The organism is Pseudomonas sp. B7 (assembly GCF_016735645.1).
GTDB classification, from domain to species: domain Bacteria; phylum Pseudomonadota; class Gammaproteobacteria; order Pseudomonadales; family Pseudomonadaceae; genus Aquipseudomonas; species Aquipseudomonas glycinae.
In genome coordinates, this window is the sequence record NZ_JAERRE010000005.1 from 200,780 (window position 1) to 217,751 (window position 16,972).

At 61.7% G+C, this 16,972-nt stretch carries 11 protein-coding genes; 8 read left to right on the plus strand and 3 right to left on the minus strand.

The window, feature by feature from the left end:
* Window positions 1-22: 22 nt before the first annotated feature.
* From JKA62_RS14015 to JKA62_RS14050, 8 genes are all read left to right on the plus strand, one after another.
* On the plus strand, window positions 23-1,330 hold the full coding sequence (locus tag JKA62_RS14015) for an MdtA/MuxA family multidrug efflux RND transporter periplasmic adaptor subunit (protein WP_011333940.1): 1,308 nt from the start codon (window positions 23-25) through the stop codon (window positions 1,328-1,330).
* Window positions 1,327-4,431 carry an MdtB/MuxB family multidrug efflux RND transporter permease subunit gene (locus JKA62_RS14020; protein WP_201818300.1) on the plus strand — a complete coding sequence of 1,035 codons (3,105 nt, stop codon included), beginning with the start codon at window positions 1,327-1,329 and terminating at the stop codon, window positions 4,429-4,431. The genes JKA62_RS14015 and JKA62_RS14020 overlap by 4 nt, the downstream gene beginning before the upstream one ends.
* Window positions 4,428-7,535: an efflux RND transporter permease subunit gene (locus JKA62_RS14025; RefSeq protein ID WP_201818301.1), complete on the plus strand. Its 3,108-nt coding sequence runs from the start codon at window positions 4,428-4,430 to the stop codon at window positions 7,533-7,535. The genes JKA62_RS14020 and JKA62_RS14025 overlap by 4 nt, the downstream gene beginning before the upstream one ends.
* Window positions 7,532-9,001, plus strand: a complete 1,470-nt coding sequence (locus JKA62_RS14030) for an efflux transporter outer membrane subunit (protein WP_011333943.1) — start codon at window positions 7,532-7,534, stop codon at window positions 8,999-9,001. The genes JKA62_RS14025 and JKA62_RS14030 overlap by 4 nt, the downstream gene beginning before the upstream one ends.
* Window positions 9,002-9,190: 189 nt before the next feature.
* Window positions 9,191-11,272 carry a putative bifunctional diguanylate cyclase/phosphodiesterase gene (locus tag JKA62_RS14035; protein WP_201818302.1) on the plus strand — a complete coding sequence of 694 codons (2,082 nt, stop codon included), beginning with the start codon at window positions 9,191-9,193 and terminating at the stop codon, window positions 11,270-11,272.
* A gap of 85 nt (window positions 11,273-11,357) precedes the next feature.
* Window positions 11,358-12,104 (plus strand): SDR family oxidoreductase, encoded by a 747-nt coding sequence (locus JKA62_RS14040; protein WP_007955033.1) that lies wholly within the window; start codon window positions 11,358-11,360, stop codon window positions 12,102-12,104.
* A 154-nt stretch (window positions 12,105-12,258) separates the two neighbouring features.
* Window positions 12,259-12,720: a kelch repeat-containing protein gene (locus tag JKA62_RS14045; RefSeq protein WP_201818303.1), complete on the plus strand. Its 462-nt coding sequence runs from the start codon at window positions 12,259-12,261 to the stop codon at window positions 12,718-12,720.
* A gap of 32 nt (window positions 12,721-12,752) precedes the next feature.
* Window positions 12,753-13,385 (plus strand): Kelch repeat-containing protein, encoded by a 633-nt coding sequence (locus tag JKA62_RS14050; RefSeq protein WP_201818304.1) that lies wholly within the window; start codon window positions 12,753-12,755, stop codon window positions 13,383-13,385.
* A gap of 8 nt (window positions 13,386-13,393) precedes the next feature.
* Here the strand turns inward: JKA62_RS14050 and mapR are convergent, their stop codons facing one another.
* The 3 genes from mapR to JKA62_RS14065 all read right to left on the minus strand — a co-directional run bounded on the left by mapR (window position 13,394) and on the right by JKA62_RS14065 (window position 16,900).
* Window positions 13,394-14,803 (minus strand): GntR family transcriptional regulator MpaR, encoded by a 1,410-nt coding sequence (mapR, locus tag JKA62_RS14055; RefSeq protein WP_039772397.1) that lies wholly within the window; start codon window positions 14,801-14,803, stop codon window positions 13,394-13,396.
* Window positions 14,804-15,025: 222 nt separating this feature from the next.
* On the minus strand, window positions 15,026-16,456 hold the full coding sequence (ccoG, locus tag JKA62_RS14060; RefSeq protein WP_041475256.1) for a cytochrome c oxidase accessory protein CcoG: 1,431 nt from the start codon (window positions 16,454-16,456) through the stop codon (window positions 15,026-15,028).
* A gap of 195 nt (window positions 16,457-16,651) precedes the next feature.
* Window positions 16,652-16,900 carry a DUF3203 family protein gene (locus JKA62_RS14065; protein ID WP_011333950.1) on the minus strand — a complete coding sequence of 83 codons (249 nt, stop codon included), beginning with the start codon at window positions 16,898-16,900 and terminating at the stop codon, window positions 16,652-16,654.
* Between the last annotated feature and the right edge of the window lie 72 nt (window positions 16,901-16,972).

Here is a 16,972-nt window from a genome sequence, read left to right on the forward strand (position 1 = left end):
GTAAAAGAAGCCCACGCGCCCAATGGTTAATCAGTCCATGCAATCGTCTTCCCGAAACTCCCGTCGCTGGCTGTTGAGCCTGCTTGTCCTGCTGGTCATTGCCGGTCTGTGCTGGAAATTCTGGCCGTCCGGTTCGACCCACAAGGAGGGCGGCGAGAAGGCGCAGGCCGGCCACACCGGTCGTTCGGGGATGATGCGTCCGGGCTTCGGCGGCGCTGCAGGGCCGATTCCGGTGCGCGTGGCGCCGGCAGTCACCGGGGACTTCCCGCTGTACTACAAGGCCCTGGGCACGGTGACGGCGCTCAACACCATCAATGTGCGCAGTCGGGTTGGTGGCGAACTGGTGAAGATTTATTTCGAGGAAGGGCAAATGGTCAAGGCCGGTGACCTGCTGGCGGAGATCGATCCGCGTCCGTACCAGAACGCCTTGCTGCAGGCGGAAGGCACCTTGCTGCAGAATCAGGCGCAGTTGAAGAACGCCCAGGTCGATGTCGAGCGCTATCGCGGCCTGTACAAGGAAGACAGCATCGCCAAGCAGACGCTGGACACCGCTGAAGCGCTGGTCGGCCAATACCTCGGCACCGTGAAAACCAATCAGGCGGCAGTCAACGACGCCAAGCTCAATCTCGAATTCACCAAGATCCGTGCACCGATCGCCGGTCGCGTCGGCCTGCGTCAGCTCGACGTCGGCAACCTCGTGGCGGCCAACGACACGACCTCCCTGGCGGTGATCACCCAGACCCAACCGATCAGTGTCGCCTTCACCCTGCCGGAAAACAGTCTGGACACCGTGCTCGCCCGCTATCGCAGCGGCGCCAAACTGCCGGCCGAAGCCTGGGATCGCGGCGACACCAAACTGCAGGCCACTGGCGTGCTGCAAAGCCTCGACAACCAGATCGACGTGACCACCGGCACCCTGAAATTCAAGGCGCGCTACGAGAACCGCGATCAGTCGCTGTTCCCCAACCAGTTCGTCAACGTTCACTTGCTGGCTGACACCTTGAAAGGTGTAGTGCTGGCGCCGTCGGCGGCCATTCAGTTCGGCACCAACGGCACCTTCGTTTACGCGCTGGACGGCGACAAGAAAGTCACCATCCGCCAGTTGAAGATCGGTGCCAGCGACGGCGAAAACACGGTGGTCACCGAAGGCCTGGCCGCCGGCGACCGGGTGGTGCTGGAAGGCACCGACCGTCTGAAGGAAGGCAGTGAAGTGGAAGTGGTCAACGACAGCAAGGATGTGCCGACCACCCCGACCGAACACCTGCAAGGCAAGTCCGCCGCCACCGCGCCTGACGCCGCCGTCACCGACAAGGCCAAGAAGGGCGCATGAACATTTCGCGTCTGTTCATCCTCCGTCCGGTCGCCACCACGCTGAGCATGCTGGCCATCGTGTTGGCCGGTCTGATCGCCTATCGCCTGCTGCCGGTTTCGGCGTTGCCGCAGGTCGATTACCCGACCATCCGGGTCATGACCCTGTATCCGGGCGCCAGTCCGGACGTGATGACCAGCGCCGTTACCGCGCCGCTGGAACGCCAGTTCGGGCAGATGCCGGGCCTCACGCAAATGGCCTCGACCAGTTCCGGCGGCGCGTCGGTGCTGACCCTGCGGTTCAGTCTCGACATCAACATGGACGTCGCCGAACAGCAGGTGCAGGCCGCGATCAACGCCGCGACCAACCTGTTGCCGACCGACTTGCCCGCGCCGCCGGTGTACAACAAGGTCAACCCGGCGGACACCCCGGTGCTGACCCTGGCCATCACCTCGAAAACCATGTTGCTGCCCAAACTCAATGATCTGGTCGATACGCGCATGGCGCAGAAAATCGCCCAGATCAGCGGCGTCGGCATGGTCAGCATCGCCGGCGGCCAGCGTCAGGCGGTGAGGATCAAGGTCAATCCGGAGGCGCTTGCGGCCAACGGCCTGAACCTGTCGGACGTGCGCACGCTGATCAGCGCGTCCAACGTCAATCAGCCCAAGGGTAACTTCGACGGCCCGACCCGGGTGTCGATGCTCGACGCCAACGACCAGCTGACGTCGCCCAAGGATTACGCCAACCTGATCCTGGCCTACGCCAACGGCGCGCCGCTGCGGCTCAAGGATGTCGCGCAGATCGTCGACGGCGCCGAGAACGAGCGTCTGGCGGCGTGGGCCAACCAGAATCAGGCCGTGCTGCTGAACATCCAGCGTCAACCGGGCGCCAACGTGATCGAAGTGGTCGACCGGATCAAGGCGCTGCTGCCAAGCATCACCGACAACCTGCCGGCCGGTCTCGACGTGGTCGTGCTGACCGACCGCACCCAGACCATCCGCGCTTCCGTCACCGACGTGCAACATGAACTGTTGATCGCCATCGCGCTGGTGGTGATGGTGACGTTCCTGTTCCTGCGCCGCGCCAGTGCCACGATCATTCCGTCGGTGGCCGTGCCGCTGTCGCTGATCGGTACGTTCGGCGTGATGTACCTCGCCGGCTTCTCGGTCAACAACCTGACGCTGATGGCATTGACCATCGCCACCGGTTTCGTGGTCGACGATGCGATCGTGATGCTGGAGAACATCGCGCGTTTCATCGAGGAGGGTGATAGCCCGATGCAGGCCGCGCTCAAGGGCGCGAAGCAGATCGGTTTCACCCTGATTTCCCTGACCCTGTCGCTGATTGCGGTTCTGATTCCGCTGCTGTTCATGGCCGACGTAGTGGGGCGGTTGTTCCGTGAGTTTGCCATCACCCTGGCGGTGGCGATCCTGATTTCCCTGGTGGTCTCGCTGACCCTGACGCCGATGATGTGCGCGCGTCTGCTCAAGCGTGAACCAGAGCCGCATGAACAGGGCCGCTTCTACCGCGCCAGTGGTGCGTTCATTGACTGGATGATTGCCGCTTACGGGCGCAAGTTGCAGTGGGTGCTCAGGCATCAGCCGCTGACCCTGCTGGTGGCCATCGGCACACTGGCCCTGACCGTGTTCCTTTATATGGTGGTGCCCAAGGGCTTCTTCCCGGTGCAGGACACCGGGGTGATCCAGGGCATTTCCGAAGCGCCGCAGTCGATTTCCTTTGCTGCAATGGGCGAGCGTCAGCAGGCGCTGGCCAAGGTGATTCTGGAAGATCCGGCGGTGGAAAGTCTGTCGTCCTACATCGGGGTCGACGGCGACAACGCCACGCTCAACAGCGGTCGGCTGCTGATCAACCTCAAGCCCCATGGCCAGCGTGACCTGACGGCGACCGAAGTGATTGCTCGCCTGCAACCACAACTGGACAAGCTTGTCGGCATCCGTCTGTTCATGCAGCCGGTGCAGGACTTGACCATCGAAGACCGCGTCAGCCGTACCCAGTACCAGTTCAGCATGTCGTCGCCGGATTCTGAATTGCTCAGCCTGTGGAGTGGCCGACTGGTCGAGGCGCTGGCCCAGCGCCCGGAACTGACCGACGTCGCCAGTGACTTGCAGGACAAGGGCTTGCAGGTGTTCCTGGTGATCGACCGCGACGCCGCTTCACGGCTGGGCGTGTCGGTATCGAACATTACCGATGCGCTGTACGACGCGTTCGGCCAGCGGCAGATCTCGACCATCTACACCCAGGCCAGCCAGTACCGCGTGGTGCTGCAGGCGCAGGCCGGGGAGAAGATCGGCCCGCAGGCGCTGGATCAGATTCACGTCAAGACCACCGATGGCGGTCAGGTGCGGTTGTCGAGTCTGGCCCATGTCGAGGAACGGCAGGCGCAACTGGCGATCACCCACATCGGCCAGTTCCCGGCGGTGATGATGTCGTTCAACCTCGCGCCCGGCGTGGCGCTGGGGCATGCGGTGGACATCATCGAGCAGGTGCAGAAGGACATCGGCATGCCGATCGGCGTGCAGACCCAGTTCCAGGGCGCCGCCGAAGCGTTCCAGGCGTCGCTGTCGAGCACCTTGCTGCTGATTCTGGCGGCGGTGGTGACCATGTACATCGTGCTCGGCGTGCTTTACGAGAGCTACATTCACCCGATTACCATTCTCTCGACCTTGCCGTCGGCGGCGGTCGGGGCCTTGTTGGCGTTGCTGCTCAGTGGCAATGACCTGGGGATGATCGCGATCATCGGCATCATTCTGCTGATCGGTATCGTGAAGAAGAACGCGATCATGATGATCGACTTCGCCCTCGACGCCGAACGCACTCAGGGCATGGCGCCGGAGCAGGCGATCTATCAGGCGGCGCTGTTGCGTTTCCGGCCGATTCTGATGACGACGCTGGCGGCGCTGTTTGGCGCGGTGCCGTTGATGCTGGCCACCGGCTCCGGCGCTGAATTGCGTCAACCGCTGGGTCTGGTGATGGTCGGCGGGTTGCTGGTGAGTCAGGTGCTGACGCTGTTCACCACCCCGGTGATCTACCTTTACTTCGATCGTCTCGGCCGGCGCTGGGGCCGTGCTCCTTCGGCCGTGGAGCCGTTGGAACAGCCATGAACCTGTCCGGTCCTTTCATCAAGCGCCCGGTGGCGACCATGCTCCTGAGCCTGGCGATCATGCTGCTGGGCGGTGTGAGCTTCGGCCTGCTGCCGGTATCGCCGCTGCCGCAAATGGATTTCCCGGTGATCGTGGTGCAGGCCAGCCTGCCCGGCGCCAGTCCGGAAGTCATGGCGTCCACCGTGGCCACTCCGCTGGAGCGCTCGTTCGGCGCCATTGCCGGCGTCAACACCATGAGCAGCCGCTCCAGCCAGGGCTCGACCCGGGTCATCCTGCAATTCGACCTCGACCGCGACATCAACGGCGCGGCGCGGGAAGTGCAGGCGGCGATCAACGCCTCGCGCAACCTGCTGCCGAGCGGGATGCGCAGCATGCCGACCTACAAGAAGGTCAACCCGTCGCAGGCACCGATCATGGTGTTGTCGCTGACCTCGGATGTGCTGGAAAAAGGCCAGCTCTATGACCTGGCCTCGACCATCCTGTCCCAAAGCCTGTCCCAGGTGCAGGGCGTCGGTGAAGTGCAGATCGGCGGCAGCTCGCTGCCGGCGGTGCGTATCGAACTCGAACCTCAGGCGCTGAACCAGTACGGCGTGGCGCTGGACGATGTGCGCAAGACCATCGCCGAAGCCAACGTGCGTCGGCCCAAGGGCTCGGTCGAGGACGACCAGCGACTGTGGCAGATCCAGGCCAACGATCAACTGGAGAAAGCCAAGGATTACGAATCGCTGATCATCCACTACAACGGTGGCGCGGCCCTGCGCCTGAAAGACGTGGCCAAGGTCAGCGACGGCGTGGAAGACCGGTACAACAGTGGTTTTTTCAACGATGATGCGGCGGTGCTGCTGGTGATCAACCGCCAGGCCGGCGCCAACATCATCGAGACGGTCAACGAGATCAAGGCCCAGTTGCCGGCGTTGCAGGCGGTGTTGCCGGCCAGTGTCAAACTGAACCTGGCGATGGATCGCTCGCCGGTGATCAAGGCCACCCTGCACGAAGCGGAAATGACCCTGCTGATCGCCGTGGCGCTGGTGATTCTGGTGGTGTTCCTGTTCCTCGGTAACTTCCGTGCGTCCCTTATTCCGACGTTGGCGGTGCCGGTGTCGCTGGTCGGCACCTTCGCGGTGATGTATCTCTACGGATTCTCGCTGAACAACCTGTCGCTGATGGCGCTGATCCTCGCCACCGGGCTGGTGGTGGACGACGCCATCGTGGTGCTGGAGAACATTTCCCGGCACATCGACGAAGGCGTCAAGCCGATGAAGGCCGCGTACCTCGGGGCCAAGGAAGTCGGGTTTACCCTGCTGTCGATGAACGTCTCGCTGGTGGCGGTGTTCCTGTCGATCCTGTTCATGGGCGGGATCATCGAAAGCCTGTTCCGCGAATTTTCCATCACCCTGGCGGCGGCCATCGTGGTGTCGCTGGTGGTTTCCCTGACGCTGACGCCGATGCTCTGCGCGCGCTGGCTCAAACCCCATAAGCCGGGTGAGGAAAACCGCCTGCAACGTTGGAGCCGCCGCACCAACGACTGGATGATCGGCAAGTACGCCACCAGCCTCGACTGGGTATTGCGCCACCGTCGCCTGACCTTGCTCAGCCTGATCATCACCGTCGGAGTGAACGTCGCCCTCTATGTAGTCGTGCCGAAGACCTTCATGCCGCAACAGGACACCGGCCAGTTGATCGGTTTCGTGCGCGGTGACGACGGCCTGTCGTTCAGTGTGATGCAGCCGAAAATGGAGACGTTTCGCCGTGCCGTGCTCAAGGACGAAGCGGTCGAGAGTGTGGCCGGCTTCATTGGTGGCACCAACGGCACCAACAATGCCTTCATGCTGGTGCGCCTGAAACCGATCAAGGAGCGCAATATCTCGGCACAGAAGGTCATCGAGCGTCTGCGCAAGGAAATGCCCAAGGTGGCCGGCGCTCAACTGATGCTGATGGCCGACCAGGACCTGCAGTTCGGAGGCGGTCGCGAGCAGACCACTTCGCAGTACAGCTACATCCTGCAAAGCGGTGATCTGGGTGAGTTGCGCGAGTGGTATCCGAAAGTGGTCACCGCGCTCAGGGCCTTGCCCGAGCTGACGGCCATCGACGCCCGGGAAGGCGCGGGCGCGCAGCAGGTGACATTGATTGTCGACCGCGATCAGGCCAAACGCCTGGGCGTGGACATGGAAATGGTCACGGCGGTGCTCAACAACGCCTACAGCCAGCGGCAGATTTCCACGATCTACGACAGCCTCAACCAGTATCAGGTGGTGATGGAGGTCAATCCGAAATACGCCCAGGATCCGGTGACGCTCAAGCAGGTTCAGGTGATCACCGCCGACGGTGCGCGGATTCCGCTATCGACCTTCGCTCATTATGAGAACAGCCTGGAAGACGACCGGGTCAGCCATGAAGGCCAGTTTGCTTCCGAGAGCATTTCCTTCGACATGGCCGAAGGCGTGACCGTGGAGCAGGGCAGTGCCGCCATCGAGCGGGCGATTGCCAGGCTTGGTCTGCCGGAAGACGTGATCGTGAAAATGGCCGGCACCGCCGATGCATTCGCCGCCACCCAGAAGAGCCAGCCGTTCATGATCCTCGGTGCGCTGCTGGCGGTGTATCTGGTGCTGGGCGTGCTGTATGAGAGCTACATTCACCCGCTGACGATCCTGTCGACGCTGCCGTCGGCCGGGGTCGGCGCGTTGCTGTCGATCTACGCGCTGGGCGGCGAGTTCAGCCTGATCTCGCTGCTCGGGCTGTTCCTGTTGATCGGGGTGGTGAAGAAGAACGCGATCCTGATGATCGACCTGGCGCTGCAACTGGAACGCCATCAAGGCATGGCGCCGCTGGAATCGATTCGCAGCGCCTGTCTGCAACGCCTGCGGCCGATCCTGATGACCACGCTGGCGGCGATCCTCGGCGCCTTGCCGTTGCTGTTGGGCCGGGCCGAAGGCGCGGAAATGCGCCAGCCGCTGGGCCTGACCATCATCGGCGGTCTGATTTTCAGTCAGGTGCTGACCCTTTACACCACGCCTGTGGTTTACCTCTATCTCGACAAGCTGCGCCATCGTTTCAACAAGTGGCGTGGCGTGCGCACTGATGCCGCTCTGGAAACTCCGCTATGACTGACCGTTCGCTTATCAATCTGGCTACCGTTCGCGGCTCGCGTCTGCTGAGCCTGTCGCTGTGCGTGGCGATGCTCAGTGCCTGCGCCGTCGGCCCGGACTACCAGCGCCCGCAGACCGCCGAAATCGCCCAGTACAAGGAAGCCGAAGGCTGGCGTCAGGCCAATCCGAGCGATTCCCTGGCGCGTGGTGCCTGGTGGGAGCTGTATGGCGATCGTCAGCTCAACCAGCTGATCGAGAAACTCAACAGTTCGAACCAGACCGTCGCCCAGTCCGAGGCACAGTACCGTCAGGCCCAGGCGTTGGTACGCAGTGCACGCGGGGCGTTTTATCCGAGCGTCGATCTGAGTGCCGGCAAGACCCGCTCCAGCCAGGGCACCGGCAGCAGCAGTTCGAGTCTGAGCAGTTCCTCCAGCGGCATTCGTGACACGTACAACGCGCAACTGGGCGTGAGTTGGGAAGCGGATGTCTGGGGCAAGTTGCGTCGGGGCCTGGAAGCCAATGAAGCCAGCGCCCAGGCGAGCTATGCCGATCTGGCGGCGATGCGTCTGAGCCAGCAGTCGGAACTGGTGCAGAACTACCTGCAACTGCGAGTGATTGATCAGCAGAAACGCCTGCTCGAATCCACAGTGGCGGCGTACGAGCGCTCGCTGAAGATGACCATGAACCAGTACAACGCCGGGGTTTCCGGACGTGATGCGGTGGCGCAGGCGCAGACCCAGCTGAAAACCACCCAGGGCGATCTGGTGGACCTGATCTGGCAACGGGCGCAGTTCGAAAACGCCATCGCGGTACTGACCGGCCAGCCGCCCGCTGAATTCAACATTGCCGAAACTCAGGACATTCCCAAGCTGCCGCAGATTCCACTGAGCCTGCCGTCGCAGTTGCTCGAGCGCCGTCCGGACATCGCCTCGGCCGAGCGCTCGGTGATCGCCGCCAACGCCAACATCGGCGTGGCCAAGGCTGCGTATTACCCGGATTTCAGCCTGAGCATGAGCGGCGGTTACAGCAGCAGTACCTCGCAGAACCTGATCAGCCTGCCGAACCGCTTCTGGTCGGTGGGGCCGAAAATGACCCTGCCGCTGTTTGACGGCGGCATTCGTTCGGCCGAAGTCGACCGCACCGAAGCCGTGTACGACCAGACCGTGGCCAAATACCGCCAGACTGTGCTCGATGGTTTCCGCGAAGTGGAAAACTATCTGGTGCAGTTGAAGGTTTACGAAGATGAAGCGGCCGTGCGCCAGGAAGCCCTCGACGCGGCACGGGATTCGTTGCGTCTGACCGAGAACCAGTACAAGGCCGGGGTGATTGCTTATCTCGATGTAGTGACGGTGCAGGCGACGGCGCTGAGCAATGAACGCACGGTGCTGAATATCCTGCAGAGCCGTTTGATTGCCAGTGTGCAGCTGATTGCGGCGCTGGGTGGTGGCTGGGACGGGCAGCTGGAAACCACTGATAACCGCTGAAACAGAGCCGGGAGCGATCTGCTCAAGACACCGAAATTGAGCCTTTTCAGACGATCAAACAAGCGTTTCATCGGCTTGATGGCCATTTGATTACTTTGTCAGTGCGTTCTTCCGCGCAATCAGTACAATCGGCGCCTTTGGCCCCGCTGAGAACGGACGCAGTACGGCGGGGTGGTCACGAGAATCCTCATGCTCATCGGTAGCTATTCCTTCACGCTGGTTTTCATTTCGCTGTGTGTGGCGATCCTCGCTTCCTACACCGCGCTCGATCTCACCGGGCGCATTGCCACTGCCAAGGGCCGCGCCGTGCATTTATGGACGGCCGGCGGCGCGTTTGCCATGGGCATCGGCGTCTGGTCGATGCACTTCATTGGCATGCTGGCGTTCAAGCTGCCGATCAGCCTCGGTTACGACATTTCAATCACCGCGCTCTCATTGCTGATCGCCGTGCTGTCCTGCGGTTTTGCCCTGTGGCTGGTCAGTCAGCCGAAACTGCCGGCCTGGCAACTGGCCTTTGGCGCGTTGATCATGGGCGCCGGCATCAGCGCCATGCATTACACCGGCATGGCCGCGATGCGCATGCAGCCGGGCATCGACTACGATCCGACGCTGTTTGGCGCCTCGCTGTTGATCGCCGTTGGCGCCTCGGCAGCAGCGTTGTGGATTGCCTTCCGTCTGCGTCAGCATTCGCCTTACGTGCGGCTGTTCCGTGCCGGGGCGGCGATTGTCATGGGCGTGGCGATTGTCGGCATGCACTACACCGGGATGGCGGCGGCGCGGTTTCCCGACGGCAGTTTCTGTGGTGCGGCGCTCAGTGGCCTGAACGGCAACGGCCTCGACAATCTGGTGCTGATCACCACGCTGGCGGTGCTGGCCATCGCGCTGCTGACCTCGATTCTCGATGCGCGTCTGGAAGCCCGCACGGCTGATCTGGCCCATTCGTTGACCGTGGCCAACCGCGAACTCACCCAACTGGCCCTGCACGACCCCTTGACCGGCCTGCCGAACCGGATGTTGCTGGACGACCGGATCAATCAGGCGATGAAAAAGGTCAATGAGCAGGGCGGCTGCTTTGCGCTGATGTTTATCGATCTGGACGGCTTCAAACCGGTCAATGACGCTTTCGGTCACCACATGGGGGACCAGTTGCTGCGCGAAGTGGCGGTGCGCTTGCGTGAAGATTTGCGCAGCCTCGACACGCTGGCGCGGATCGGCGGCGACGAGTTTGTCCTGCTGGTGCGCCTGGCCGAACCCAACGATGCACTGGGCCTGGCGGCACGTCAGGTCGGGCTGATCGCACAGTCGTTCCGGGTCGCCGAACATGACCTGCAGATTTCTGCCAGCGTCGGCATCGCCCTGTACCCCGGCAACGGGGAGAGCGCCCAGGAACTGTTGATGAACGCCGACGCCGCGATGTACCACGCCAAGGGCGGCGGCAAGAATGGTTACAGCTTCTTCGACGTTTCGATGAACAGTAACGCGCGCAAGCAATTGCAACTGTTGCAGGACCTGCGGGCAGCACTGGAGCACAGTGAGTTTTGCCTGCATTACCAACCCAAATTCCACGCTGCTGACGGTCACCCGGTCGGTGCCGAAGCGTTGTTGCGCTGGGAGCATCCGGTTCACGGCATGCTGATGCCGGACACGTTCATCGATCTGGCAGAGAAAACCGGTCTGATCATTCCGATTGGCGAGTGGGTGCTCAACGAAGCCTGCCGGCAGATGCGCGAGTGGTATGTACTGGGCCACACCGAATGGCGGATCGCGGTGAACCTGTCAGCGTTGCAGTTCTGCCACGCCGGACTGGTGCGCAGCGTAGCCAAGGCCCTGGCCACCCACCATTTGCCGGCCAACAGCCTGACCCTGGAAATCACCGAAACCACCGCCATGAGCGACGCCGATGCGAGCATGACGGTGTTGCAGGAGCTGTCCGACATGGGCGTCGATCTGTCCATCGACGATTTTGGCACGGGCTATTCCAGCCTGATGTATCTCAAGCGCCTGCCGGCCAACGAGCTGAAGATTGATCGCGGTTTCGTCCGTGATCTGGAACATGACAGCGACGATGCGGCGATCGTTTCGGCAATCGTCGCCCTGGGTCAGGCGCTCGGTCTGCGCATCGTGGCTGAAGGAGTGGAGACCGACTCGCAACAGGACTTCCTCACGCAACTGGGCTGCGATTCGCTGCAAGGTTATCTGCTCGGTCACCCGATGCCGGCGGATCGCTTTCTGCAGGATGTCGCGCGCGGCAAACCATTGGCGGTGAGCTGAGCCGCTAATCGCAGGTCATGCAAAACCCTGCAATGACGGTTATTCTTGCCCCGACTGTTACGTGTGTATCGGGGGAAAGGCCAGCATGGATAAAGTCATTGTGATCACCGGCGGTGGTCGTGGAATTGGCGCCGCCACCGCGCTGTTGGCTGCCGAGCAAGGCTATCGGATCTGCATCAATTACCAGACGGACGAACAGGCCGCTCACCACGTGCTCGACCAGGTCCGTGAACGCGGCGCCACGGCCATCGCCGTGCGCGCCGATGTCAGTATCGAAGATGAAGTGATCGCGCTGTTCAACCGGGTCGACAGCGAGCTGGGCCGCGTCACCGCCCTGGTCAACAACGCCGGCACCGTGGGACAGAAATCCCGGGTCGACGAAATGTCCGAATTCCGCATCCTCAAAATCATGAAAACCAACGTGCTGGCGCCCATCCTTTGCGCCAAGCACGCAATCCTGCGTATGTCGCCCAAACACGGCGGGCAGGGCGGCAGCATCGTCAACGTTTCTTCGGTCGCCGCGCGGCTGGGTTCGCCTAACGAATACGTCGATTACGCGGCCTCAAAAGGCGCGCTGGATACGTTCACCATCGGTCTGTCAAAGGAGGTGGCGGGCGAGGGGATTCGGGTGAACGCGGTGCGTCCGGGCTACATCTATACCGATTTCCACGCCTTGAGCGGCGATCCGGATCGGGTCAGCAAGCTGGAGTCGGCGATCCCGATGGCCCGAGGCGGACGGCCGGATGAGGTGGCGGAGGCAATTGTCTGGTTGCTGTCGGACAAGGCCTCGTATGCCACCGGGACTTTTGTCGATCTCGGCGGCGGACGTTAGACCGGACCACGTGAAACCACCTGTTTTATCGTTGTCAACCTGTTGGTTCTGACAGTTTACGCGGCTTGCCGCCGCGCCTAGATTAGGCGCGGCGGACTTAGGCGACTCAATTCCTGTATCGCGCTGTCCGTTTCTGGCGAAGCGGGGTAGCGTGATGCAAACAATCAAAAGCGGGACCTTCAAACCGACATCGCCGATGATGGCGCCACGTGCATTTCATACGGCGACCTTGCTTGCGAACGGCGATGTGCTGGTGGTCGGTGGCCTTAACGCGGACGTGGCAACTGCAGTGTCCCCTCAGTCTGTACGTGTTGAGGCGTTGCTTCCTGGCGGGATGAGCCTTGATCAGCAAGCGTACGCATCAAGCGTTGAGCGCTATGACCCGAACCAGCAAAAATGGTCATCGGCCGCACCACTTCACGGCGCACGTTGGTCTCACACTGCGCTTCTTCTTCGTTCCGGCCTGGTCATGGTCACGGGTGGCAGCGATGGAACAACGCTGCGAAGCAGCGAGTTATACGACGTCCCGAGCAATCGATGGTTTGCATCCGCTGACCTGAAGATTCCGCGCTTTGGTCATACCGCCACGTTATTGCCGGCGAAGTGTCGGTGGTAGGTGGGAACAATCTGCAGCCGAGTGGCGGTGAGGTGCTTGACAGTGTCGAGAAGTTTGCCCCGGCAACCGGCCAATGGGCTGATATGCCCAGTCTGCCTGTCGCACGAATGAATCACACCGCGACATTGCTCGATACAGGCGAGCTTCTGGTTGCTGGTGGCTACTCGGCAACCGACAACGCCGCATTGCGCAGCGCCTGTATTTTCGACCCCCAGCGCCGCCTGTGGAGAGAAATCAAACCACTGCCGGCGCCTCGAATGCTGCAAACCGCGACGCTGCTGGAAGATGGGCGCGTTCTGCTGGTCGGGGGGGATGACGAACCTTTCGGCTTACCGTTGAACAGTGGCGTACTTTATTGTCCGAATGACGAAACCTGGCAGCCGACGACTGCGCTGCAGGTTACTCGCAGTCGGCATACCGCGACTAGATTGAAGAGTGGTGAGGTGCTTGTGGCGGGGAGTACCGGGATTATCGACATAGGCGATGCGTGGTCTGCCGAAATCTATAATCCCGCCTCCAATGAGTGGGTCCCGGTCGGTGACTTGAGCGACGGGCGGCATTCGCACATCGCTACTCTGCTCAAATCCGGCGCAGTGCTGATTGCAGGAGGACAGATCCCGACACCCGACCCGGGATATACAGATAGCGCTGAACTGTTCAGTTGAGTGGCTGTTCAGAACGATCGCACAATCCGCCCCAGCGTCTCCATGGCCTTTTCCGCATCCTCGGTCCACGGGCTGCCGTAGTTCAACCGGATGCAATTTCTGAAGCGCTGGGTCGGCGAAAAAATCGGCCCCGGCGCGATGCTGATCCCCTGCGCCAGCGCCATCTGAAACAACTTCAACGAATCCATCTGCGGTGGCAGTTCCAGCCACAGGAAGTAGCCGCCGGCCGGTTGGCTCACGCGCGTCTGCGCCGGGAAGTAACGGGCGATGGCCGCGAGCATCGCGCTTTGCTGTTCTTCGAGGGCGTAGCGCAATTTGCGCAGGTGGCGGTCGTAGCCACCGTGTTGCAGGTAGTCGGCGATGGCCGCTTGGGCCGGCATCGAGGCACAGAGTGAGGTCATCAGTTTCAGTCGTTCGATCTTTTGCGCGTAGCGCCCGGCGGCGACCCAGCCGATGCGATAGCCGGGGGCCAGACTCTTGGCGAACGAGCCGCAATGCATCACCAGACCTTCGGTGTCGAAGGCCTTGGCCGGTTTCGGCGCCTGCTGGCCGTAATAGAGTTCGGCGTAGACGTCGTCTTCGATCAATGGCACCTGGTGCTGTTTCAGCAGTTCCACCAGTTCCTGTTTCTTGGCCTCGGGCATGGTCGCGCCCATCGGGTTCTGGAAACTGGTCATGCACCAGCAGGCCTTGATCGGGTGTCGTTCCAGTGTCTGGGCGAGCACGCCGAGGTCGATGCCGTCGCGCGGGTGAACGGGGATTTCCACGGCTTTGAGTTTCAGGCGTTCGAGCACTTGCAGGCTGGCGTAAAACGCCGGGGCTTCGATGGCCACCAGATCGCCGGGTTCGGTCACCGCTTGCAGGCACAGGTTGAGCGCTTCGAGGGCGCCGTTGGTGATCAGCAGTTCTTCCATCGGCAGCATCAGGCCGCCGACCATGTAGCGCAGGGCGATCTGCCGACGCAGTTGCGGGTTGCCCGGCGACATGTCGGTGACCACCATGCGCGGGTCCATCTCCCGTGCGGCGCTGGCCAGCGAGCGGGACAGGCGTTGCAGGGGGAACAGGGTCGGGCTGGGGAATGCCGAGCCGAACGGCACGGTGCTCGGATCTTTGATCGACTCGAGTACCGAGAACACCAGCTCGCTGACGTCGACCTTGGTGGACTCGTTGACCTGACTGCTGATCACCGGCTCCGAGAACGGGCTCGGCGCGTGGGTGTTGACGAAATAGCCGGAACGCGGGCGGGCACGGATCAGGCCGCGACGTTCCAGCAGGTAGTAGGCCTGGAATACCGTGGACGGGCTGACGCCGTAGGTCTGGCTTGCGTAGCGCACCGACGGCACCCGTTGACCGGGGCCGAGGACGCCGGAGCGGATCAGTTCAGCGATGTCGTCGGCGAATTTTTCGTAGCGTTTCATCGGGGGCCTTGGTGCTGGTTGAATGTGTAGAGTGTCAGGGAAAAGCCCCCTCACCCTAGCCCTCTCCCGGAGGGAGAGGGGACTGAACGAGTTGTTTGTTCGAGTTACGCCGACTTGAAAGTCCGGAGTCGAACTCGGGTTTGCAAGCAACTGAGATATGCTCCCTTTCCCCCTCGCCCCCTCGGGGGAGAGGGCTGGGGTGAGGGGGGAGATTCTAACGGCTCACCGATTCATCGGCGCAACAAACCGGCTCTTCGCCACGCTATAAATCTCTGGTTCATCACTGTCGGCAATCTTGAAGCTCAAGGTCTGCGAGCTGCTGGCCGCGCGTTCCGTGGTCATTGCCACCGACACCGGCACATCGACGATCTCACCCGGCGCCAGGCTCAGTTCGGTCTTGCCATGCAACTGGAAGCCGTCGCCGTCCACCAACGTCAGGTTGTAGTTCTGGCGCTGCTGGGTTTTGTTGATGACCTTGAGGGTGTAGATGTTTTCGATCTGGCCCTGACCGTTCTCGCGGAACAGGCCACGGTCCTTGGTCACGTCCAGCGACACCATTGGCCGTTCAACCAGCGCTAAGGCTAGGGCGCCGATCATGACCACCAGCACCGCCACGTAGCCGATCAGACGCGGGCGCAGCAGATGCGTCTTGCCACCCTGCAACTCACGCTCGGAGGTATAGCGAATCAAACCACGGGGGTAATTCATCTTGTCCATGATCGAGTCGCAGGCGTCGATGCACGCCGCGCAGCCGATGCATTCCATTTGCAGGCCGTCGCGGATGTCGATGCCGGTCGGGCAGACCTGCACGCACAACTGGCAATCGATGCAATCGCCGAGTCCGGCTTCGGCCGGTTTCACCTCGCGTTTGCGCGGGCCACGGTTTTCGCCACGGGCCACGTCGTAGGAAATCGCCAGGGTGTCCTTGTCGAACATCACGCTCTGGAACCGCGCATACGGGCACATGTGCATGCACACCGCTTCACGCAGCCAACCGGCATTGATGTAGGTGGCGGCGGTGAAAAACAGCACCCAGAACAAGCTGACGCCGCCGATCTGCAAGGTCAGCAGTTCTTCGGCCAGCGGCCGGATCGGGGTGAAGTAACCGACGAAGGTCAGACCGGTCAGCACGCTGATCGCCAGCCACAGCGTGTGCTTGGCCGCACGCCGCGCCAGTTTGTTCAGGCTCCACGGCGCTGCTTGCAGCTTGATCCGCTGGTTGCGCTCGCCCTCGGTGATCTTCTCGCACCACATGAAGATCCACGTCCACGAACTCTGCGGGCAGGTGTAACCACACCAGACCCGGCCGGCGAACACGGTAATCGCGAACAGGCCGAACGCGGCGATGATCAGTAGCGCCGACAGCAGAATGAAATCCTGCGGCCAGAAGGTCGCGCCAAAGATGTGGAATTTGCTTTCGGAAAGGTCCCAAAGCACCGCCTGACGACCGCCCCAGTTCAGCCACACTGTGCCGAAAAACAGCAGGAACAGAAAACCCGCGCCACTCATGCGCAGGGTGCGGAACAGGCCGGTGAAGCTGCGGGTGAAAATCTGGTTGTCGCTGGTGGCGTGTTTCGCCTTCATTGGGCGCGCCGGTACTTTTTTTATCTGGGGAGATGCTTCTACGGTTCGGACGGGGATTCGTTCGCTCATGGTCGTTCGCTCATCAGCCTCCATCAGGCCAGGGAACTATGAGCGCCGATCTGTTTGCATAACAGACTCAGGTATTTCAATAAAAAGCGTATCAGATGAGTTTTGCAGCCACGCCTGCGACAACTTGAAGCAGCCCGCAGGCCAAGGCGCAGATGCCTATCCCAGACGCCTGCGCCGGTTGTTGACCGAGGTCAGTCAAATCACCGAATCACTGTCGTCGGCCTTCAGGTGTTTGCGTCCGTCCCGGGCGCCTGCGACGGTCAATGCATCAGCTTCGGCTTCGGTGACGTAGATGCGCCGTCCTTCCACTTCGACGAACGACATGGCTTTTTCGCTATCTGTTCTGACTTCCAGCGTGTCACAGATCCGGATTTCCTCACCGTTTTCAACGGTGAAAAAACAGACTTTCGAGTCCGGATTGCTTTCATCGATACGAAGGGGCATGGGGTAGTCCTTTTTCACAGGGGATCTGAACCTTTAGGGCTTGCGCTGCGCCGATCGTTCGACGCAACCGAT

Coding starts and splice junctions, on each gene's coding strand:
- JKA62_RS14015 (WP_011333940.1), top strand. CDS start 23: ATGGTTAATCAGTCCATGCAATCGTCTTCCCGAAACTCCCGTCGCTGG.
- JKA62_RS14020 (WP_201818300.1), top strand. CDS start 1,327: ATGAACATTTCGCGTCTGTTCATCCTCCGTCCGGTCGCCACCACGCTG.
- JKA62_RS14025 (WP_201818301.1), top strand. CDS start 4,428: ATGAACCTGTCCGGTCCTTTCATCAAGCGCCCGGTGGCGACCATGCTC.
- JKA62_RS14030 (WP_011333943.1), top strand. CDS start 7,532: ATGACTGACCGTTCGCTTATCAATCTGGCTACCGTTCGCGGCTCGCGT.
- JKA62_RS14035 (WP_201818302.1), top strand. CDS start 9,191: ATGCTCATCGGTAGCTATTCCTTCACGCTGGTTTTCATTTCGCTGTGT.
- JKA62_RS14040 (WP_007955033.1), top strand. CDS start 11,358: ATGGATAAAGTCATTGTGATCACCGGCGGTGGTCGTGGAATTGGCGCC.
- JKA62_RS14045 (WP_201818303.1), top strand. CDS start 12,259: ATGCAAACAATCAAAAGCGGGACCTTCAAACCGACATCGCCGATGATG.
- mapR (WP_039772397.1), bottom strand. CDS start 14,803: ATGAAACGCTACGAAAAATTCGCCGACGACATCGCTGAACTGATCCGC.
- ccoG (WP_041475256.1), bottom strand. CDS start 16,456: ATGAGCGAACGAATCCCCGTCCGAACCGTAGAAGCATCTCCCCAGATA.
- JKA62_RS14065 (WP_011333950.1), bottom strand. CDS start 16,900: ATGCCCCTTCGTATCGATGAAAGCAATCCGGACTCGAAAGTCTGTTTT.